18 protein-coding genes and 1 riboswitch are annotated in these 21,057 nt (G+C 58.0%); of the genes, 10 read left to right on the top strand and 8 right to left on the bottom strand.

The genetic code is table 11. From position 1 onward, the window contains the following. Positions 1 to 112: 112 nt before the first annotated feature. A complete protein-coding gene (locus tag ACQKLP_RS15560) occupies positions 113 to 637 on the bottom strand; it encodes a DinB family protein (RefSeq protein ID WP_427323676.1) in 525 nt (174 codons plus the stop codon). A gap of 157 nt (positions 638 to 794) precedes the next feature. On the opposite strand from ACQKLP_RS15560, the gene ACQKLP_RS15555 reads away from it, so the two are divergent. Continuing rightward, complete coding sequence (locus ACQKLP_RS15555) at positions 795 to 1,316, top strand: DinB family protein (protein ID WP_427323675.1); 522 nt, start codon at positions 795 to 797, stop codon at positions 1,314 to 1,316. A gap of 83 nt (positions 1,317 to 1,399) precedes the next feature. Here the strand turns inward: ACQKLP_RS15555 and ACQKLP_RS15550 are convergent, their stop codons facing one another. The 3 genes from ACQKLP_RS15550 to ACQKLP_RS15540 form a co-directional block, all read right to left on the bottom strand. Beyond that, complete coding sequence (locus ACQKLP_RS15550; RefSeq protein ID WP_427323674.1) at positions 1,400 to 2,089, bottom strand: hypothetical protein; 690 nt, start codon at positions 2,087 to 2,089, stop codon at positions 1,400 to 1,402. A 19-nt stretch (positions 2,090 to 2,108) separates the two neighbouring features. Continuing rightward, complete coding sequence (locus ACQKLP_RS15545; RefSeq protein ID WP_427323673.1) at positions 2,109 to 2,765, bottom strand: hypothetical protein; 657 nt, start codon at positions 2,763 to 2,765, stop codon at positions 2,109 to 2,111. 131 nt (positions 2,766 to 2,896) lie between these two features. Continuing rightward, positions 2,897 to 3,547: a carboxypeptidase-like regulatory domain-containing protein gene (locus tag ACQKLP_RS15540; protein WP_427323672.1), complete on the bottom strand. Its 651-nt coding sequence runs from the start codon at positions 3,545 to 3,547 to the stop codon at positions 2,897 to 2,899. Between the two features lie 117 nt (positions 3,548 to 3,664). Between ACQKLP_RS15540 and ACQKLP_RS15535 the strand changes: the two genes are divergently transcribed. The 4 genes from ACQKLP_RS15535 (at position 3,665) to ACQKLP_RS15520 (ending at position 7,475) form a co-directional block, all read left to right on the top strand. After that, positions 3,665 to 4,762: a Gfo/Idh/MocA family protein gene (locus ACQKLP_RS15535; RefSeq protein ID WP_427323671.1), complete on the top strand. Its 1,098-nt coding sequence runs from the start codon at positions 3,665 to 3,667 to the stop codon at positions 4,760 to 4,762. A gap of 85 nt (positions 4,763 to 4,847) precedes the next feature. Then, entirely contained in the window at positions 4,848 to 5,639 is a 792-nt protein-coding gene (locus tag ACQKLP_RS15530; protein ID WP_341839907.1) for an ABC transporter permease, read from the top strand. A gap of 9 nt (positions 5,640 to 5,648) precedes the next feature. After that, positions 5,649 to 6,428 (top strand): ABC transporter ATP-binding protein, encoded by a 780-nt coding sequence (locus ACQKLP_RS15525; RefSeq protein ID WP_427323670.1) that lies wholly within the window; start codon positions 5,649 to 5,651, stop codon positions 6,426 to 6,428. A gap of 3 nt (positions 6,429 to 6,431) precedes the next feature. Next, the gene (locus tag ACQKLP_RS15520; RefSeq protein ID WP_427323669.1) at positions 6,432 to 7,475 is read left to right on the top strand and encodes an MlaD family protein; all 1,044 of its coding nucleotides are present in this window, start codon (positions 6,432 to 6,434) and stop codon (positions 7,473 to 7,475) included. Positions 7,476 to 7,574: 99 nt separating this feature from the next. On the opposite strand, the gene ACQKLP_RS15515 is transcribed toward ACQKLP_RS15520, so the two are convergent. Both ACQKLP_RS15515 and ACQKLP_RS15510 read right to left on the bottom strand, forming a co-directional pair. After that, positions 7,575 to 8,465 (bottom strand): EamA family transporter, encoded by an 891-nt coding sequence (locus ACQKLP_RS15515; RefSeq protein WP_427323668.1) that lies wholly within the window; start codon positions 8,463 to 8,465, stop codon positions 7,575 to 7,577. 301 nt (positions 8,466 to 8,766) lie between these two features. Beyond that, positions 8,767 to 9,759 carry a GlxA family transcriptional regulator gene (locus ACQKLP_RS15510; RefSeq protein WP_427323667.1) on the bottom strand — a complete coding sequence of 331 codons (993 nt, stop codon included), beginning with the start codon at positions 9,757 to 9,759 and terminating at the stop codon, positions 8,767 to 8,769. A 109-nt stretch (positions 9,760 to 9,868) separates the two neighbouring features. On the opposite strand from ACQKLP_RS15510, the gene ACQKLP_RS15505 reads away from it, so the two are divergent. The 5 genes from ACQKLP_RS15505 (at position 9,869) to ACQKLP_RS15485 (ending at position 13,797) form a co-directional block, all read left to right on the top strand. Continuing rightward, positions 9,869 to 10,108, top strand: coding sequence for a hypothetical protein (locus ACQKLP_RS15505; RefSeq protein WP_427323666.1), 240 nt, complete (start codon positions 9,869 to 9,871; stop codon positions 10,106 to 10,108). 12 nt (positions 10,109 to 10,120) lie between these two features. Beyond that, on the top strand, positions 10,121 to 10,555 hold the full coding sequence (locus ACQKLP_RS15500) for a VOC family protein (RefSeq protein WP_427323664.1): 435 nt from the start codon (positions 10,121 to 10,123) through the stop codon (positions 10,553 to 10,555). Positions 10,556 to 10,783: 228 nt separating this feature from the next. Further along, positions 10,784 to 11,827: an LLM class flavin-dependent oxidoreductase gene (locus tag ACQKLP_RS15495; protein WP_427323663.1), complete on the top strand. Its 1,044-nt coding sequence runs from the start codon at positions 10,784 to 10,786 to the stop codon at positions 11,825 to 11,827. Positions 11,828 to 11,920: 93 nt separating this feature from the next. Beyond that, positions 11,921 to 11,988, top strand: a riboswitch (Fluoride riboswitch). A 36-nt stretch (positions 11,989 to 12,024) separates the two neighbouring features. Continuing rightward, the gene (locus ACQKLP_RS15490; RefSeq protein WP_427323662.1) at positions 12,025 to 13,299 is read left to right on the top strand and encodes a voltage-gated chloride channel family protein; all 1,275 of its coding nucleotides are present in this window, start codon (positions 12,025 to 12,027) and stop codon (positions 13,297 to 13,299) included. Between the two features lie 87 nt (positions 13,300 to 13,386). Further along, positions 13,387 to 13,797: a DUF6157 family protein gene (locus ACQKLP_RS15485; RefSeq protein ID WP_427323661.1), complete on the top strand. Its 411-nt coding sequence runs from the start codon at positions 13,387 to 13,389 to the stop codon at positions 13,795 to 13,797. A gap of 2 nt (positions 13,798 to 13,799) precedes the next feature. Here ACQKLP_RS15485 and ACQKLP_RS15480 read toward each other — a convergent pair whose 3' ends face one another. Then, positions 13,800 to 19,091 carry a DUF7379 domain-containing protein gene (locus ACQKLP_RS15480; protein WP_427323660.1) on the bottom strand — a complete coding sequence of 1,764 codons (5,292 nt, stop codon included), beginning with the start codon at positions 19,089 to 19,091 and terminating at the stop codon, positions 13,800 to 13,802. Positions 19,092 to 19,408: 317 nt separating this feature from the next. Next, positions 19,409 to 21,037 carry an arylsulfatase gene (locus ACQKLP_RS15475; RefSeq protein ID WP_427323659.1) on the bottom strand — a complete coding sequence of 543 codons (1,629 nt, stop codon included), beginning with the start codon at positions 21,035 to 21,037 and terminating at the stop codon, positions 19,409 to 19,411. Between the last annotated feature and the right edge of the window lie 20 nt (positions 21,038 to 21,057).

The following is a 21,057-nucleotide window of genomic DNA, read 5'->3' as shown; positions in this document are numbered from 1 at the left end:
TCACAAATGCCCCTGCAACTTGTCACACCGGCGCGTTTGCGTCCCGTTGGAGATAAAACGACGGGGCGCCCCTTCCGCAGGAACGCCCCGTACCGTTGGCGCAAAAGCACCCTTATTTAGCGAAAAAATTGTAGAAGTTGTAATCCGTCATGGGCGCATCCTTGTAACCCAATCCACGGCCGATGGTCACGATCTGCCCGCGGTGGTAAGTGCTGTGGTTGAAAACATGGAGCCCGTATTGCACGAGGGGCCGGAATCCCTTCACCCAGGGCGAATCATAATACAGCTCGCCCGTTGCCGCCTCATCTTCCAGCGTATCCGTAAAGGCGACCAGCCTTTCCGAAGTTTCCAGCAGCCCTTCGACGATCGAATCGAAGTCACCGTCGTAATGCTCCGCATCGATGGGTGTATATTCCCGCTGGCAGATCATCGACAGCCAGTAATTTTCGGTAGCCCAGATATGCAGCAAGGTGGCGCGGATGCTGCTGAAGCTGGAAGGTACCGTTATGGCCATATTGTCGTCCGGTTTGGTGCGGAGCCAGTTGGTAAGCGTGGTATTGGCCCACAGGTTATATTGGGCGAAATCCTGCAGGAGGGTGGATACGGAAAGAGCGGCGGTAGCGAAGGAGGTTTGCATGATATTTGGTTTTTTGTGTTTGTTGATACAAATGTCCGACCCGGTTTTGACAACAGTGTGTCAGCAGGATGGAAGAAAAAAAAGATTTTTTTCTGCTGACATAGGGTTGTCACCACCCCGGATTTCCTTTGTACCACAAACAAAAAATCACTTCTATATGAGCACCGCTATCCAGGCTACGGCCAACACGTTGACGCCCGAACAGATCCGCAAACATTGGCAGGGCCACCGCGCGCTGACCCGCCGCGTGATCGACGCATTCCCTGAAAAGGAATTATATGAATACAGCATCGGCGGCATGCGCCCTTTCGCCACGATGGCCATGGAGCTGGCCCTGATCGCCGCAAAAGGCACCAATGGCTTTTTGACGAACGACTGGAACGAGGCTACCTCCGAAAGCGTTTCCGCCCGTGTGAAAGATTATACGCCCCCGGCTACCAAAGCGGAGCTGCTGCAGCTCTGGGACGATATCACCGCGGAGATCGACCGCGTATTGCCGCAGATCGCGCCGGAACGCTGGCAGGAAACGGTGAACGCATTCGGATATGGCGAGCAGCCGATGGTGGGCTCCTGGTTTTATTTCCTCGATAATGAGAACCATCACCGTGGACAAGGGTATGTATACCTGCGGTCCCTCGGCATCGAGCCTCCTCCGTTCTGGGAACGTGCCATGATGTAAGGGCTTGCACCATGTAACTGAACTTCTTGCTGAAACAGGAGAAGCCCCCGCGCGGGGGCTTCTTTCATTATATCTATCGGCTATCAGGGCTGAAAATTGGGCAGTTTGGGCTGGGCCAGGATATCGTCTATCGTAAACGCCGTATCCCGAACTGCTTCCGTCCACGGCGCCACGCGGACCAGGACGGACAGGCCATGGTAGTTTTCCTGCTGCTGGTCGAGCGCGGCAATCCAGAGCGGAGTGCTGCTGCCGGGTACCGTCCATATGGTCAACGCCGTGTCTGCCACTCCGGGCCGGAGCAACGCGCGTGTGGGGTAATTGTTACCATAGCGAAGCCGCAGCAGGCGGCCTTCGTTTTTGTTCACCTTCACCCGTACATTCACTTTGCGGGCTTTGAAACCGTGTATGGTAACGACATTGTTCTTCTCCAAAGTCAGCAGTGTACCATATCCAACGTCCGCGATCTGGGCGCTGTCAGTATAGGCCGCCCTCAGGTAAAAGGTATTGGAATATCCATCGCCGTTCCAGGTGATGCGGTACTTGCCTTCCGCGTCGGAAATGGCGGTCGCCAGCTGGTTGCAGTCTCCCGTGCCGCCGAGGAGCCCGGATCTGCAACCAGAAACATACAATTTGGCGCCGGGGATAGGGTTGCCGGTATGCTGGTCGATCACCTGGCCTTCCACATGGCCGGTCGCTTTCAGGTCTGCTGCTTTTTTACATCCTGCTCCTCCCAACAAAACGAACGAAGCCAGGATCGGTATAATGATTTTCATGTCAGTAAGTTTTGGAATTTTACGGGAGTTTGGGCAATTGGAGCATGTCTTCGATGATGATCAGCGTGGTTTCCGGATTGCCGGGGACGATGGGGATGATTTTCCTTACGCCGCGGACATACCCGGCCGTTCTATCCTGCGCCCCGAGATGCAGGATGAAATCCGTGTTTTTAGGGCCCCACACGATGAATGTCGTATCCAACGGCCCGGGGCGCAAGATGCTGTTTATGAAATACAGCTGCGGGGCTTCGTTTTTCCGGATCACGAGCCGGACCTTCGCGGAAAATGCGCGCCTGGCTTCCAGCCGTATCCGCGTTTTCTGGCCGGGCTGGATGTTGTAGGAAGTGTAGGGAAGGATGCTGTCGTTCGACACCAATTCCAGCCGGAAATTCTTCGAGCGCCGGCCCTGGAAATTGAGGCTGTATTTTCCATCGGCGCCTGTTTTCATTTCATTGGCGGTTTGGCAATGGAAAGCATCCCCGCCCACGAGTTGACAGGCATTGAGGCGGACTGTGACGCCGGCTACGGGCAAACCCGTGTCCATGTCCACAACTTCGCCTTCCACAACACCGGGCCGGTCTCTGTCCGATTTCTTGCAGGCGGCGAAAGTCATCGCGGCTGCTATCAGCGCCCAGGTCATGGATCGGGCATTGGTTTTTGCGTAAAATTCAAGCATGGTTGCAGAGGTATGTTTTATAGGTTCGGATTTTTATTATACGATGGCCAATGCGAAACATCTTCGATTTCGATGCGCGTGAACCATCGCATGCTGCTTTGCGTAAAGGTCCTTTTCATGGTTTCGAACGATTAATAGAGCTCGGGTAATTGCATCATATCCGGGATATCCACTTCGACGGGTTGATCGTTTCCGGGAATGAATTTAAGTTGGATGGAACGTCCGCGAAGGATGCGCTTCGCTTCGTCGTTGACCGCCACGCGATACAGCATCGCCGGTTCCCGGAAGCCCCAGATCCGGATCGTGGTATCGATCGGGCCGCCGGGCGCGGGCTTGAAATTGAGCAGCAGCATATCGCTCCGGTTCTGGCGGATGACGAGGTGCAGCCGCGCGGGGATGCCCTGCCAGGCCGTGAGGGAGACGTGCTCGCTGGCGCCGATGCTTACCCGGCGTGGGGTTTCGTACCGGATGCTGTCGTTCCGCCCGGCCCGCACATACCAGCTGGTGAGGCCGCTGCCTTCGAACGCAATACGGAATTGGCCGTTGGCGTCGGTTTGGGTGACGAGTTGCACGGCGCCCGTGTCCAGGAACGGGTTCTTTACGTATCGGACCAGCTGGATGCTGGCGTTGGGGATGAGCGTTCCGGAGGATGCGTCCCTCAACTCGCCGGTCACCACGGTGGTTTGCACGGCCGCGCTTTTTCTGCATCCGGCCAATAGCTGGAGAATAATGCAGATAACGGGAACGGTGAAAACGACATACGGGATACGACGGCGATACATGAGAATCAGTTGCAGGGATGACGAAATAATGAATGACGCTCGTAATGCTTGAACGGGGCGGGAGGGAAGAATGTTACATTTTTTTTAGATATTGTCAGTGGAAAAACCCGTTCTACCATGCAGCACCGATCGATATTCCTCCTGTCTGTCCTCTTTATCCTGCTGATTTCGGAAACCCATGCCCAGGCGCCCCCGCTCCGCGTGGCGGTGGCCGGCATATCGCACGGCCATTCCGGCTGGATCCTCGGGAGAACGGGCAAGCCGGACATCGAAGTGGCCGGCATCTGGGAACCGGACACCGCCCTGGCCGCAAAAGCCGCACGCCAGTACAACATCCCCCGCAACCGGTTTTACACCCACCTCGCCACCATGCTCGAAGCCGTAAAGCCGGAAGCCGTACTTGCATTCGGATCTGTCTACGCGCACCTGGAAGTCACGGAAGCCTGCGCGCCCCGGGGCATCCACGTCATGGTGGAAAAGCCGCTCGCCGCCAACCTGGACCATGCCCGGAAGATGGAGGCCCTGGCGCGGAAGTACCGCATCCACCTGCTCACCAATTACGAAACCAGCTGGTACCCCTCGGTGCATAAATCCCTCCAGCTGGCGCTCGACAGCAACTATACCGGCACCCTCCGCATGGCGCGCTTCAACCACGGCCACCAGGGCCCCAAAGAAATCGGCTGCGGCCCCGAGTTCCTGGCCTGGCTCACCGACCCGGTGCTCAACGGTGCCGGCGCGCTCACCGATTTCGGGTGCTATGGGGCCAACATCATGACCGCCCTCATGCGCAACAAGGCGCCCGTGTCCGTGACCGCCGTCACCCGCCGGTTCAAGCCGGAAGTGTACCCGAAAGTGGACGACGACGCTACAATCGTCGTGGAGTATCCCGGCGCCCAGGCGGTGATCCAGGCATCGTGGAACTGGACGTTTAACCGCAAGGACATGGAGCTCTACGGCACCAGTGCCGCCCTGTCCGCCCCGGACGCAGCCACGCTCATCCGCCGCGGCACCAACGGCCGCCCGCAGGAAACCAAAGTGACGCCGGAAGAATTGAAAGTCTACACCGATCCGTTCGTGTACCTGGCGGCGGTAGTGAAAGGGAAGGAGACCGTGGCACCGTGGAGCCTTTATTCCCTGGAAAACAATGTGATGGTGGTCCGTATCCTGGAAGCGGCGAAAATCTCCGCAAAAACCGGGAAATCAGTCCCGTTATGAGTTTGGGCATGACATTTGCCTGCCAAATCCAAATGTTAACAATTCCTTACCGGAAATTGTAATAGTATTGAACTAAATGCAGCACATGGAACCCAACGATCAGCCGGAGAAGCCAGTCATTTCCAGTAAGGTAGATGCTTTCTTTTTAAGCGTCTATGATATTTTCCGATTTATCAGCCGCTTTTTCCGCGAAGTGCTGCGCCCGCCGCTGGAAGTACAGGAATTCATCCGCCAGTGCTTCATGGTCGGCTACAAATCGCTGGCGCTGATCAGCCTCACCGGTTTCATCACCGGCCTGGTGTTCACGAAGCAAAGCCGCCCTTCGCTGGCGGAATTCGGCGCCACGTCGTGGTTGCCTTCCCTCATTTCCATCGCCGTGATCCGCGCCCTGGCGCCCCTCGTGACCGCGCTCATCTGCGCCGGCAAGGTCGGCTCCAGCATCGGGGCGGAACTGGCGTCCATGAAAGTGACGGAACAGATAGACGCCATGGAGGTGTCGGCCATCAACCCGTTCAAATACCTCGTGGTGACGCGCATCCTGGCCTGCACCGTCTGCCTGCCGCTCCTCATGTCGTACACGGCGCTCGTGGGCATGATGGGCTCTTTCCTCGACATCCACCTCAACGAACAAACCAGTCTCACCGCCTTCTTCAACAAGGCTTTCGCCAATATTTCCTTTCTCGACCTGGCCTCGTCTTTGTTCAAGTCCATCTGTTTCGGATTTACCATCGGCGTCGTATCCTGCTACCAGGGCTTCAACGCCTCGCAGGGCACCACGGGCGTGGGAAAGGCGGCGAATGTGGCGGTGGTGATATCCATGTTCCTGATCTTTATCGAAGAGATCGTGATCGTGCAAATCGTTAACTCGATCCGGTAAACACAGCATATGAAACCATTTACGCCAGAAATTGATTGGAACGACACCGTCATCAGCATCCGGGGATTGTACAAATCTTTCGGGGCCAACCACGTACTGCGCGGCGTAGACCTCGACCTGTTCAAAGGCGAGAACATCGTAGTGCTGGGGCGCTCGGGGACCGGGAAATCCGTCCTGATCAAGATCATCGCCGGGCTGCTTAAACCGGATGCAGGAACGGTCAACGTTTTGGGGCAGGAAGTTCCCGAACTGGGAACCGTCGAACTGCGCGAGCTACGCCTCAAAATCGGGTTCTGCTTCCAGAACGGCGCGCTGTACGACAGCATGACCGTCGGCGAAAACCTCGAATTCCCCCTCAAACGGAACGATCCGAAAATGACGGCCGACCAGCGCCGCAGATTGGTCGACATCGTCCTCGAGGCGGTTGGATTGTCGCAAACGATCAACCAGATGCCCGCCGAACTGTCGGGCGGCCAGCGGAAGCGCATCGGCATCGCGCGGACGCTCATCCTGCGGCCTGAAATCATGCTGTACGACGAGCCCACGGCCGGTCTGGACCCCATCACCTGCACGGAGATCAATACGCTCATCAACGAAGTGCAAAAAAGGTTCAAGACCAGCTCCATCATCATCACGCACGACCTGACCTGCGCCCGCGCCACGGGCGATAAGATCGCCGTGATGAAAGAAGGGAAATTTATCCGGCAGGGAGATTTTGATACGGTATTTTCCGAAGGTGAAGGCGATGAGCTGATCCGGGAATTTTATGATTACAATTTTATTCAGTAAGCCATGAACGATAAAAGCACAAAAAGAGGCGTCATCGTAGGCATATTCGTATTTATCGGATTGCTCATTTTCGTTGCAGGGATCCTCATCCTGGGTGGACAGAAAAAAACTTTCATGTCCAGCCTCGGCGTAGTGGCCGTGTTCCACGACATCGGCGGCCTCGCCAAGGGCGACAACGTCTGGTATTCCGGTGTGAAGGTCGGCACCATCAAATCCATCAGCTTCCTGGGGCACGACCGCATCCAGGTGCGGATGGAGATCGACAAGCGCAGCCGCGATTTCATTCATAAGGATGTGGTGGCCAAAGTGAGCTCCGACGGGCTGGTAGGCAACAAGATCATCGCCCTGTCTGGCGGAACGGCCGGCGTACCGGCGGTGGAAGACGGGGATACCATTGCGGTGGTGACCGCCATCAGCAGCGACGAGCTCCTGGAAACCCTGCAGGTCAACAATAAAAGCCTCGTTGAAATTACCGGCAACCTGAAAACGATCACCAAAAAGATCGCGGAGGGAGAAGGTTCTTTGGGACGGTTGATTTCCAGCGACACGGTGTATAACGATCTGAAAGGCGCGATCGCCGGATTGCAGCGTACCACGGAAAACACCCGCCGCATCACGGCTAACCTGACCGACTACACGGGGAAATTACAGAGTAAGGGCTCCCTGGCCAACGATCTCGTCACGGATACCGTCGTGTTTTCGAACCTGCGCTCGTCGATGAGCCGGATCGAATCGGCGTCGAAGGGGATCGACAGCGTGATGAACAACCTCCAGGCCGCGAGCGCCAGCGTAAACGATAACCTGAAAAGCAATAAAACGCCTGCAGGCCTGCTGCTGAACGACGAAGCCACGGCGCAATCCCTCAAAACCACGATCAAAAACCTGCAATCGAGCACCTACAAGCTCGACGAGAACATGGAAGCGTTGCAGCACAACTTCCTGCTCCGCGGGTTCTTCCGCCGGCGCGATAAGGCGGAAGCCAAAGAACAGAAGCGCCTGGAGAAAGAAGCGGAACGCGCGCGGAAAGATTCTTTGTCCGCACAATAGCGCATATTTTCATAACGACCTTGTGGCCCGGCGGAACGATCTGATCAGACGTTCCCCCGGGCCACAAAGCGTTTGGCCGCATTACGCGCAGCGGCCGGTTTACACCGTTTGCCCCGGTTGTTGTATCGCCGCTTTACCGGCGGTTTTCGGCAACAGCGCCATGGCCGCGAGCATCAACACCACACCGCACCATTGGAGCGGATGTACGGCTTCGCGCAGTAACAGGCTGGAGCAAAGCACGGCCACGGGCAATTCGGCAGACATGACGAGCGCGCTCATGGAGGCGCCGATCTTCGGGATCCCTTTCGCAAAAAGCAACGGCGGCAGAACGGTGCCGAAAAACGCCAGGAAGGCCGTCCACGGCAGGATCCCCGCGCCGGGGAGCGGCGTGAGCGCCAGCGTTCTGCAATTGACGAGGAAGATCGCCAGGGAAGCGCCCGTCATCATCACGGCGCTTTTGCGCACAGGGGGCACGTCCTGCCCGGCCTTGCTATTGGCGACGATGAACACCGCGTAGAAAAAAGCGGACAACAGCGCCAGGCCCACGCCTTTCCGGTAACCGGCCGGAAATTGGCCACCGGCCGAAATGCCCGACGATAAGAACGTGCCCGCAAGAATGAGCACCACACACAGCCAATGCCGGCCGCCGGGCCGCTGGCCGAAAAGCAGCCAGTCGAACAATATCCCCATCCACACGAATTGCATCAGCAAAACGATGGCGAGCGACGCGGGGATGAACTGCACGGAAACATAGTACACGAAAGACGTGAGGCCGATGGCGGCGCCCGTCGCTAGCAAGGGAGCGTTGAAGCGGAATCGCGATTTTTCCTTCAAAAGAGAAATGCCCCACAGCACGCACATGCCCGTGAACGCCTGCAGGAAAGCAATATGAACAGGGCCGAAACCCTGCCGGTACGCGAGTTTGACGAAAGTAGACAACATGCCGTAGCTGCACGCGCCGGCAAATACCATGAACATATATCTGGTCATCGATGATCGGGTTGGGGGAACGGCCGTGCGTTCCCGGATACAGGAAATCGTCCGGCGGAAAGCCGGAACCGGAAATGAGCGTGCAATAACGATCACGCCCGTTAAGTAGCGGGGAAAGCTGTATCAGACAACCCTTCGGAGGAATGGCGAGTCCGGCCGCGACGGAAGGTGCGGCCTTTTAAGAACGTCCGTGAATCATCTGTGATTACAGCTGCACGGCAGGAGGAGGTGTGGAAGGATACTGAAATTGCATGTGTGTCTAAGGTTTCGGGTTACAATATAGTGAAAATCCGGGAATGCGTCAGTTGCGCGCGGGCAGCGGCACTTCGCGGTTGTATTTTTTGCGGTATTCCACGGGCGAGAGGCCGGTCGTGCGTTTGAACAGTGTCCGGAAAGCCTTGTTGTCGGTATATCCCACTTCGAACATCACCTCCGTGATATTTTTCCGGCTCGTTTCGAACCCTTTTTTTGCCGCTTCGATCTTCACCCGCTGGATGTATTCGGTAACGGTGTTGCGCGTGGCTTTCTTGAAACGCCGTTCCAGGCTGCGCCGGCTGATAGCGAAGTGCGATGTGAGCTGGTCTACGGTAATGCGTTCCGCGAAGTTGGACTCGATGTAAGACTGGATTTCACGAACGGAATCGTCCGGATGGTCTTTCTGGCCTTTGAACATGATGAATGCGCTCTGGCTGTCGCGGTCGATCTCGATGGCGAAATACTTGGAGCAGAGGATAGCTACATCGCGGTACGTGAACTTCTCCACCAGGTGCAGCAGCAGGTTGTAGAAAGAGTTGGCGCCGCCGCTGGAATAGGTGCCCTGTTCGTCGGTGATGATCCGGTCGGGAACGAGCTCTACGTTGGGGAACATGTCGCGGAAAAGGGGCTCCGACAGCCAGTGGGTCGAGCATTTCTTGCCGTCTACCAATCCGGTGGCCGCGAGCAGGAACGCCCCAACGCAAAGGCTCGCCACTTCCGCGCCGCGCGCGTGCTGCTGGCGGATCCAGGGAAGGAATGCTTCGTTGTCCGCGATCACTTCGTCCATATCGCCGTTCACGGCGGGGATGATGATGAGATCGGTTTTGCGGAGGTCGGCGATCCGGGTATCCGGCTGAACGGTGAAAAGGCGGTCGTACACCTGCGCCTGGTCCGTCATTCCTACGAACTGCACGTTGAACATGGGCTCTTCCCCGGCGGCGCGGAGAAACTCGTTGGCCTGTGTGAACACCCGGAACGATCCTTCGATACAGCCCAGCGCCACGGCGCCTTTGGGAATAAGAATGGAGATGTGCTTCATATGCCAAAAATAAGCAGAATAATTGGCGCAATCCACCCCGTATTTTGCCTTTTTTACACCCCTCTTTTGTGAACATCGCCTGCTATTTTTGCGTTATCAATTCCCCCGCATGATCGAAGTATTCAAAACAGACGTAGTTTCGGAAGCCATCGCCCGGCAGCTGGTGGCCGCCATTGCGGAAGTGCTGGAAGGATGCCGCGCCAACTTCGACCTGGAAGACTGCGACCGCATCCTCCGGGTATGCAGCGAAGGCGCCGTAGATGCGCAGGCGGTGATCGGCTTGCTGGAAAAATTTGGTTATCATGCGGAGGTATTGGAAGACGTTATCGCTCAATCTATCACATCATAAAAAACCTGCAACATGGCAACAATGAATCCTTATCTGAACTTCAACGGCAATTGTGCGGAAGCTTTCGAATACTACAAATCCGTGCTCGGCGGTGAATTTACCGGCCCGGGCATGATGCGGATGAAAGACGCGCCTCCTTCGCCCGATATGCCGATGGACCCGAAAGATGCTGACCTGGTGATGCACGTGGCTTTGCCCGTAGGCAACAACGTTTTGATGGGAAGCGATTGCCCGCCGGCTTACGGCCCGGTTAACCAGGGCAACGCCAGCTTCGTTTCACTGACTACAGCCGATGAAGCCGAAAGCAGGCGTATTTTCGACGGGCTCGCCGCAGGCGGGAAGGTGTCCATGCCGCTGGGGCCTACGTTCTGGAGCCCGCTTTTCGGGATGTGCACGGATAAATTCGGCATCCAGTGGATGGTGGGGATGGAGCACAAACCGCAATAATTCCGCTTTACGAGACGCAACAAGACATTTCGAAGCCTCCCGGGAACCGGGGGGCTTTTTTCATGGGTAAAGCGGCTGGTTTGGAAGATGTTGGATTGTAATTGATTGATTTTCAGTGTTTTGATGTGGTTGAGTTGATTTTTTCCGTAGCAGGACGCGCTTACCTGCAGGTCACCGGGGGACGGGGGCTGGCGGGTTTCACCTATTTTTGCATTTCAAACCGGAACTATGGAATTAGGAATCAGCTCATTCGGAGAAATCAGACCGGAAGGTGTAAGCGGCGGCGCCCGCGCATCTTTCCTCGCCATGCAGGAACTCATCGCGGAAGCGCGCATGGCCGACCAGACAGGACTCGACGTGTTCGCCCTCGGTGAGCACCATCGCCCGGACTTTATCATTTCCGCGCCCGAAGTGGCACTCGCCGGCATCGCTTCCGTAACGGAACATATCCGGCTCACCAGCTCAGTAACCGTGCTCAGTTCCGCCGATCCCGTACGCACGTTCCAGAACTTCGCCACGCTGGACCTTATTTCCGGCGGCCGTGCGGAGATCATGGCGGGCCGGGGCTCGTTCACGGAATCGTTCCCGCTGTTCGGGTTTAGTCTGAGCGACTACGATCAGCTGTTCATCGAAAAACTCCAGATGCTGCTGGAGATCAACGAAAACGAAACCCTCACCTGGAAAGGGAAATACCGCGCGCCGGTCACCAATCGCGGCGTCTATCCACGGCCATACCAATCATCCCTGCCCGTATGGATCGCAGCGGGTGGCACGCCCGCATCCGCCGTCAGGGCCGGAAAGCTGGGGCTGCCGCTCATCGTGGCCATTCTGGGCGGGCGCCCCGCACAGTTCGTCCCCTTTATGAACCTCTATAAAAAAGCGGCGGAAGAAGCCGGGCACGACCTGTCCAAACTGCAATTCGGTATCAACAGCCAGATGTATATCTCGGAAGATTCCGACCAGGCGGCCGATGAATTCTGGCCTTCGTACGAGGCGCTTATGAACCGCGTGGGGCTCGACCGCGGCTGGCAGCCCATCACCCGCGAACAATTCGAATACCTCCGTTTACCCGATGGCCCGCTCTTCGTGGGCAGCGTGCAGGAAGTGGTGGACAAGATCCTCTACCAGCACAAGCTTTTCGGCCATACCCGTTTCCTCGGCCAGCTCGTGAAAGGCTACATCGAGCCGGAAAAAGTACTGCGCTGCATCGAGCTGTTCGGAACGCGCGTGGCGCCCGCCGTGCGCGAAGCCCTCGGCAAAACGGAATCCTGAAAATATCAAAATGAATAATGCGCCGCCGTCGGCCGGTCCGCGGACGGCGGCGCTATGCTTGACAGGCAATGATTTATTGCTTACCTTGCAGCCATCAAAACAGGAAATGGTGTCTTCCTGACCCAAACCGCTGCTTCGCAGCTGATGGCGCCTGCAAATATTGACGGCTTTGGCCGGATGTTAAACTATTTGTAGGTATGAACAATTCAAATGCTCCGATCAACGTTTTCCGCTCCAGGTTTTATTTTGTCTATTTTGCGCTCATCGCCTTGCCCGTGTCGCTTTTCACCGGATCGGCCGTGGCCTTGTTCCTCATTTCATTGGATGTTGTAACGGAAACCCGCTGGGAAAATCCCTGGCTGCTGTACCTGTTGCCACTGTCTGGGATAGGCATCTGGTGGCTGTATCATCGGTTCGGGAAAAATTCCGCCAAGGGCAACAACCTTATCATCGACGAAATCCATGAGCCCGGCGGCGGTGTGCCGCTGCGGATGACGCCGCTCGTGCTGCTCACCACGCTCGTGACCCATTTGTTCGGCGGCTCCGCCGGCCGCGAGGGAACGGCCGTTCAAATGGGCGGCAGTCTGGCGGCGCGGATCGGCCGGTGGATGAAGCTGGACGAAGCGGATACGCGGGTCATCCTCATGATGGGGATCGCCGGCGGGTTCGGCGCGGTATTCGGAACGCCCATCGCAGGTGCGGTATTTGCCCTGGAAGTGCTGGCGATCGGGAATAACAAATTGCGCGATTTCAAAGCCCTCATACCTTGCCTCATTGCGGCCTACGGGTCGGACCAGGTTTGCCGGCTCTGGGGTGCCACCCATACGCATTACGCCATCCATTTCAGTGATGCGCTCAATGGATGGTGGCTCGGCATTACCATCGTTGCAGGCGCGGCATTCGGGTTTGCCGGCCGGTTGTTTTCCTGGGCCATGCACGGGTTGAAAGACTTTTCCGGCAAAATATTCGTGAAAACGCCCTGGCTGACGCCGTTCGTGGGCGGTTGTATCGTGATCGCGCTTGTTTTTATCGCGGGAACGGAAGATTATATCGGGTTGGGCGTTAACGCGCAAGATCCGGCAGGCATTTCCATCGTGAACGCATTTAAGGAAGGCGGCGTTGACCCCTTCAGCTGGCTGTGGAAACTCGTTTTTACCGTGGTGACGCTGGGGATGGGGTTCAAAGGGGGAGAAGTGACACCGCTTTTTTTCATCGGGGCCACGCTCGGCAACACCGTTGCGCTGTATACCGGGGCGCCGGTTGACCTGCTCGCCGGGCTGGGTTTCATCGCCGTGTTCGCCGGCGCAACGAATACGCCCATCGCCTGCACGCTTATGGGCGTCGAACTATTCGGCGCAGGCAATGTGGTGTACTTTGGCGCGGCTTGCCTCATGGCTTATTTTTGCAGCGGCCACGCCGGTATATATTCCTCGCAACGCATCCATCACCCGAAGTTCGGGCGGTGGAAGTAATCCATTTCAGCAAACGGCGCCGTAAACTTATTTTTGATGTCCAGAATGATCTCTGTCCGACTTATACCCGTTTCAAACGATGCATCCATGAAAACGACCAACTATATCAATACATTTATCGAAGTAGCGGAAGATTGTCCGGTAGCGGAAGGGGAAATCCCCCAGGCCAAAGACGGCAAAATCACCGTAGCGTCCTATCAGTTCGATATGATCATCGCCCATCCCTACAAATACACTTCCGACGATATTATTTTCAACCAGTACGCCGATAAGGAAGGTCTCGCCGGCCAGGCCCGCAAAGAGGCCCGCATCGAATATTTCCAGAAAGGCCGCGCCTGTCTCCGTGCTTCCCCGCTGGGAAAACGCTATGGCTGGGGCATCCATTACGATGAACAGGGCCGCATCGCCATCTACGCCAAAGGCACCCCGGAATACGAACGCTTCCGTAACGACCCGGCGCTCCAGCACACAAAAGCCATGCGCTCCAAAAAAGCCTGATCCTACGGCATCAGTTCCCGCAGCGACCGCAACGCTTCCCGCGCCTTTTCCGCACGGGCGAGCCGGTTTTTGCCCGCGAGCGACAATACATCGTCAATAAACTCGAACACGCCCGCATCCGCCTGTTTCATCACCGGGTGCGCCGGCTGCCGGACCGCCGACTGGTAAACGGTTTCCGCTTCCCGGAACGATTGGGGGGTGGGGTGCAGAAGATGCAGTCCCAGCAGCAAATGCCCTTCCGTAATAAGATGCCGGTAAGCCTGCCCGTCGAGCAGATCGATGGGATGCTGGCGATGCGCGTCCAGGGCCTGTTTCAGCTCCGATTCGGCAAGTTCTCTCGCGGGGCCCTGCGCGCCGGCGAGCGAAAGCGCGTTTTGCAGCAGGTAGTAACAGGAAAGGCTATACGTTTTTGTACCGTTTGCGTTCATATTGGCGGCGTCGCGGTAGCAATCGGCGGATGCGCGGTAAGCGGCTTTCTTCGCTTTGCCTTCGCTGAGGTAGGCTTTCCGTTTGTATGCGCCGCCGAGCAGGTGCAGCCTTTCCGAAGTGGCGCCCATGTTCCGCAGGAAGACGATATCGCTGATGATGCGGTCGGTTTGTGCAATGAAGGTTTCCCGCTGCGCGGGGTCGGTTTTGAGCGCGGCGTCCGACTGGTATTGCTGCATGAGATGGGCGAGCCGCACGGCGCAGTAACGTTCCACCGTAGCGCCCGAAAAGTTGGCCGCTTCGGCCTGCAGCAGTTGGGTGAATAGCTGGATGGCGGGGCCGTATTGCCGGAGGCTCGCGTAGAGCAAGGCTTCCAGCTCGGTAATGGCGGATGTGCGGATGTTGTTTTCATCCACCCGCCTGCAAATGTCTTCCACCTGCCGGAGCGTGTATTGCGGATCGCCGTCGCCCAGGTCGAGCGCGCTGAGGATGTTCGACAGCATGATCTCCGCATCGTCGGCCAGGAGGAACTGTCCGTACGTTTGGCGCGCGCTGCCGCGGGGCTCCATCACGTAGAAAGGATCGCCGTAGCACTGGTAGGCGCCCCAGGTGTTGGTGCGGTGCCCATGCAAATCGAAAATGTGCCGGCGCGCGGCTTTCACCGCATCCCCGAAATTATTCCCATCGAACAATTCACCATAGAGTTTCTCCGTAAAATCGAGCGCGGCTGCGTCGTCTACCGCCCATCCCGCTACGATCACGGCGCGGACGCCGTTGTTGATCAGTTGCGTCCCGAAATTGGCGGCGAGCTGATATCTTTGCTGGTAGCGGGCTTCGGCTCCGCTGTCCATTTCGCCGAGGAAGCAGCAGTTCACGAACACGAACTCGGGAACGGTAGGTATCTGGTGGAGATGCGTGGTGTTGAGACAGGCGTCCGGGCCGATGAGCATGCCGCTTTTGAGATAGTTTTCCGGGTCGAAGACGCCATGGCCGGCGAGATGGATGATCTTGTAGTCGCGGGCGAAGAGGGTGGAAAGGATGTCTGCGTCGGATGCGTTGAGCAATGGCCAGGTGTTGTAGTCCTGCGCTTCGAGGAGCTGCTGTACTTTCGCCCCCTCGTGCCGCGCGCCCGGCAGTTGGCTGAATGCTTCCCTGAGATCGGGATCGGCCACGATGAGCGCCGTACGCGCCACCACGGGATTGATGCGGATGCGGTAGTCGCGCGTGGCGAGCTGGCGCACCATGCCGGCGTTCACGCTGAGCGGCAACGCGTCGGAAAGCGCGTCCTGCAATAGCTCCCAGGGATAGGCGGCGGTTTCGGTGTCTACGATCCAGTTGATATTGCTCTGCCGTTTCACCTGCTCCTTAAAATCGTTGGGGATCAGCATTTCGAACATGGACTTGGCGAGCTGCGGGTTCCAGCGGTTTTGCCCGCTCATCGTATTGAGCAAAGATTGCAGCCCGCTTCGTGAAATATGCAGGATGCGCTCTTCTTCCCGCGCTGCGTCGGTAGACATGGTAAAACGCAACGCGCCCGACCCGTCGCCCGTGTCGCCGTCTTCCAGCTGCCGCACCTGGATGCGCGTCCACCAGTCGCTGTTATTGTCGATCAGCATGCGTTCCCTGCTGCCGGGGCGCTTCACGATCGTCCGGTTCTTCCACAGGATATGCAATTGCTGCTTTTCCTCTTCGGCGATGTGGTTGATGGCCATAAAGCAGCTCATCGCCCGGTCGCGGTACATCTCGATGAATTCTATTTCGCCGACGGTGATGGCATTGTCGTAATTATCGCGGATTTTGTCGTTCGCTGCCTGCACGCCGGCGATCACCGCGCGCACGGAACTTTCGATGCTTAATCCGCCATATCCGCAACCGATCGCCAGGGCGCTGATGCCTACGGTTCGTTTGTTCGTAGCCACGGATTCGGGAACGGCTATCGGACTATTGAAAATCGACAAATATTTCAGGATGGATTTTTCGACGGTTTGCGCCAGGAGCCAGGGCGTCAATTCCCCCTGTTTCCCCAAACCCGTAATGATGGCGCCTTTGAACGGAGCGGGTTTTTCCACGATGAAGGTTTCGCTCGTGCCCGTTTCGCCGGGGTACAGGCCCAGGCCGTGCCTCCGCGCCAGTTCGCCCTGCAGGTACCTGTTGATGGATTTTTCGGCGGAAAAGAGGCCATCGTTCAGGAAATGCCCCACCAGCACCGGGTGCGCCGCAAATTTGCAGTCGCCGTTGCTGAGCGTGATGGTGACGGGCACCGCGCCTTCGCGGTAAACGGTATCCTGCGGAAGCCCCAGCATGGAGCGCTCCAGGTTTTCGGGCGATAATCCGAATGACAGTGCGGCTTTCTGGGGTTGACTTTTCCCGATGCCCCTGCTCACGGGCGGTTCGGTGCGCAGCAGCGTGGTGGCGCCCGTGCCCAGGATTTCCCGGATGGCGGTAAAGAGCCGCTTGTCGCAGGGAAGGGCGCCGTAGGGAACGTCCGTGAAATATACCTGCCCGTTTTTTTGCAGGTAAGACGGGATGCTGTCGGCCCAGGGAGCGCTGCCGTCGCCGGCCGGGGTCCCGGTAAAGGTGAGCCGTCCGTCCGGCTCGATGCGGTGCCCGTCCGGCGTGAGGCGCCCGGCGGGCGATTGTCCGGCGATGAACGCGATACCGCTGGCATCGGCATGTTCCATCCCGGAACGTACATCATCCCGGTACTGCGCAAAAAGCCGCAGGTTTTCGTTCGATGGCACCGGCCAGCCGGGATGTTTCAGCGCGATGCGCAATGCTTCCCACGCCGCGGGATCGGCATAATCGGCGACGGCCGTGGAAAAGGGAAGGAGGCACATCAAACCTGGGAGCCCTGCAAACACTGCAGTGAGCTCGGCGGTGGAATGATGGAGATCGAGCCCCGCGAGCTGGCGGATCACCGCATCTTCCCCGAAAAGCATCTGCGGAATGCGGTAAGTGCCGCCCAGCGGACTTCCCAGCAGCAACGCACTGCATCCTCCCTGCGCGCGCAAGGCCTTCCAGGTTTCCGGATGGCGGTAGGTCAGTTCACGGACGAGCAGGCCGCCCGTGCCATGTGCGAGGAGCTGCACGCGCAGCCCGGCCCGCAGGAGCACGTTCACTTTTTCCGCGAGCAACGCGCCTGTTTCCACGGGCGAGCGGCGCCAGTCGTACGGGAAAGTTAGTACGTCGTGCGATGTGAGGAGCGCATCGGCCAGTTCGGTGTAGGCGGAAGCGGGGAGGGCCTCTGCCACGATGGTTTTATTTTCCATGGAAAGCTCCGTGAGCCCGCCTTTCAGCAATTCTCCGTAATCGGGCCAGAGCGTTTTTTGGCCGTTGCCCAGCCAACTGCCCAGGAGCCCCGGCACGAGGAGCACCACCGGCCTGCTGCCGGAAACCTGGTCGCGGACGAGCTTTCCGCCCGCCGCCACGCCGGTGCGCAGCGCGTCTCCGGCCATTTGCGCGCCGGTATTGAACCCGGCAACCGTTCCTTCACCGTCCGATTGGAGGGCCAGCAGGAGCGCGGAGGCGGAGCCGTTGTTGAAAAAGTAGTTGAAATGACTGGCGTTCGCGCCCTGGTCCAGGAAATACTGCACCCGCTGCGGCACCCGGCGCGCGCCGTTGTACATCGATGCGGTATCCACCACCAGGTCGTTCCCGGAACGGAAATACAGTTTCCCCAGAATGGCCGCCAGTCCGCGCCAGCCTGCACTGATGCGGCTGATCCCCGATATGACGAACAAGGGCGAATCGATCAGCGTTTCCGGCCCGGGATTGTTCAGTGCGCGGATGAAAGGCGAGGCGGGCTGCTGCGCTTCCAGGCCCGGCAAAGATTCCGGATCGCCTTTAGCCGCCACCAGCGCGCCCAGCAATGCTTTGAACGCCTGGAATACCGGATGGAAGCCGGTTGCGAGCCCGAGCAGGTTCAGGATCACGTTGAAGTAATGGTCCAGCCGCCGCGATGCCAGCAAAGTACCGCTGGCAGGGCATGCCACTCTAACTATTTTGGATATACGAATATTTTTGTGCCGGAAAATTTCATCGAGGGAAGCGATGGCGGCAAGGTCGCCCGTGCGGTCGTGTTTGCGGAGGTATTCCTTTTCTACGGTATGAAAACCAGCTTTTTTACCTTCTGCGGAATAGCGGGCGAGGATATCGCCCAGGAGCCCGCCGCGCGAATGCGTTACGATATGCAGTTCTGCGCCATCGGGCAATTGTTGGGCCAGCTCCGTCACATTCTGCAGGGGCGACAGCGTGAGCGTCCTATGCTGAAAAGCCAGTATCCGCGGGCCATACATCTTGCGGAGGCTCTTCCAGGTGTCGGTGTCCCGGAGATCGCCGAACGCACCGGCGAAACTGGAGGCCGTGCCATGGATGAAAAGCAGGTAGGGCGCGGTTGCTCCTTCCGGCAACGATGCGGCTGTCAACAGCAGATCGTCGCCGGCCGACAGCAATCCATATTGGCTATTGGTCTGCCGGTCTTCCAGTTCGGCGGCGAGGTCGCGGATGACGGGCGCAGCGGCTTTTTTGACGAAAACCTCCAGCAATTTGACCGCCAGCACGGGCATGGCGCCGCGTTCGGGAAGATCGGTGGTCAGGGTGCCGGGGAAGCGGTACACGGCGGTGCCGCCGCGCTGCTGGACGGCCGTTCCGGGAAAGAGCGACTCCAGTTGCGCGGGGTCGCAATACCAGATGGTGTCGTCGTCGAGCGTAATGGCGAGGATGTGCTCCTCCGAAACGGGGACCGTGTGTTCTTCCTGCGTGCCGCGCTCGGCGCCACTGAGCTGGAAACTGGCCAGATGGGAAAGCCCCGGCACATCGGCGGATGCGGGGCGGCGGGTGCCGTATAGATGCAATTCGTTGATAGACATGTTCGTACGTTTCCGGTAAACGGGATCTTTTTGGGGTAGACTTATCGGTTATAACTGTTTATCTCTTTCCGGCGATGCCGGGATGGCCGCCGTGGGGTTGAATCGTGCTGTGAAATTGTTTGCGCTTTCATAAGGTATGCACTGCGTGGAAAAATGCAGGCGCCAGGGATATAGGACATGGTATCGGGCGTATTAACTGTTCTTAGTAACTCCCGTAAAAATAGGCATTTCTTTTCATTGGGAGATGGGCATAAAAACGGCCTGCGTCCGCCCGTTACCGGTGGAAGCAGGCCGCAGGAAGCGCCCGGATGCAATCGTTACCTGCTTTGCCGGGCGGGCTTGTCCCCGAAAACGGAAGCCGGTTTTATCTGGTCGTAAGGCACCACGCCTGTCTGCTCCGCCCATTGGAAATAGGCGGCAGACAGTTCGTTGACCACCTGGCGGTTTTGCTGTGCCACGTCGATGGTTTCCCCACGGTCTTTTTCAAGGTCGTACAGCTCCCAGCGGTATTGCGGATAGCCGGATACGAGTTTCCATTTCCCTTTGCGGACGGCCCTGTTGCCCGCGCGTTCCCAGAAGATGGGCCGCTCCGGGTCGATCTCGCGGTTGTTGAACAGCAAACCCGCCAGGCTCACGCCCGCCAGCTTATTGGGGGTAGTGCCGTTGAAGGTGGACGGGTACTTTGCCCCGGCGATCTCGTAAAACGTAGGCGCAAGGTCGATCAGGTGGCCCGTCCCCTTTGCAATGGCGCCCTGCGGCACCTTGCCGGGGAACCAGGCGATGAAAGGACTGCTGATGCCGCCTTCGTACATATTGTTCTTGAACGCCCGGAACGGTGAGTTCGACGCGAACGACCAGTTCTTCCCCTGCGATTCGAAAGATCCCGCGGTACCTACCGGCCCGGAATTCCGGCCGGCTCTTTGCCCGAAATGGGCCACGTCTTCCGCAGGCGCGCCGTTGTCGGAGATGAACACGATCAGGGTGTTGTCGTCTGCGCCGAGGGCTTTCAGTTTGGCGAGGACCTGGCCCACGCCCTGGTCCATCCGGTCAACCATCGCGGCGAAAACTTCCATCTTCGCTTTCCATAGTTGTTGCTGGTCGAAGGTCAGGTTGTCCCAATCGGGAACGGAGGAATCACGCGGAGCGATGGTTTGGCCGGCCGGCAAGAGCCCCAGCTGGCGCTGGCGGGCGAGGCGCTCGTTGCGGAGGGAGTCCCAGCCGATGTCGTACCGGCCTTTGTATTTAGCGATATCTTCCGGAAGCGCCTGTAGCGGCCAGTGTGGCGCGGTGTAGGCAAGATAGAGGAAGAACGGTTTGCCGGATTTGTGTTGTTCATCGAGGAAATCCACGGCGTAGCGGGTGATCTCATCCGTAAAATAATAACTGCCGGCGGCGGGTTTGATGCGCCGGTTATTTTCCAGCAGCACTACCGGGTAGGCGCGGCCGCCCAGCGGCATCGGTTCGGGATCGAAATAGTTGGCGCCGCCGCCGATCACGCCGAAGAACCGGTCGAAGCCGCGCTGCAGGGGCCAGGAAGTACTGTCGTTCCCCACATGCCATTTCCCGGAAAGCAACGTGCTGTACCCGTTTTGACGCAGCACTTCGCCGATGGTGAGGCTTTGGCGGTTCAGGAAACCCTGGTACGCCGGCAGGCCGAGGTTGACGTCGAAATACCCGACGCCGGCCTTGTGTTGGTATTGCCCCGTGAGTAGCGAAGCGCGGGTAGGCGCGCAGATGGAATTGTTGTAGAATTCCCGCAGCCGCAGCCCTTCTTTGGCCAGGCGGTCGAGGTTGGGCGTGCGGATCTCGGAACCATAACTGCCCAGGTCGGAATAGCCCATGTCATCGACCATGATGAGGATGATGTTCGGTTTTTTAGGCTGACTTTGGGCGAAGAGCGGCGCCGCTTGCAAGACTACCGCCAGAGAAATCAGATATTTTTTCATGTTGGATGTTTAAGGGAAGG

It is taken from the genome of Chitinophaga sp. NPDC101104, from assembly GCF_050277495.1.
Classification (GTDB): domain Bacteria; phylum Bacteroidota; class Bacteroidia; order Chitinophagales; family Chitinophagaceae; genus Chitinophaga.
The sequence above is the reverse complement of the archived record's forward strand: the minus strand, read 5'-3'. Positions and strand labels throughout refer to the sequence as shown.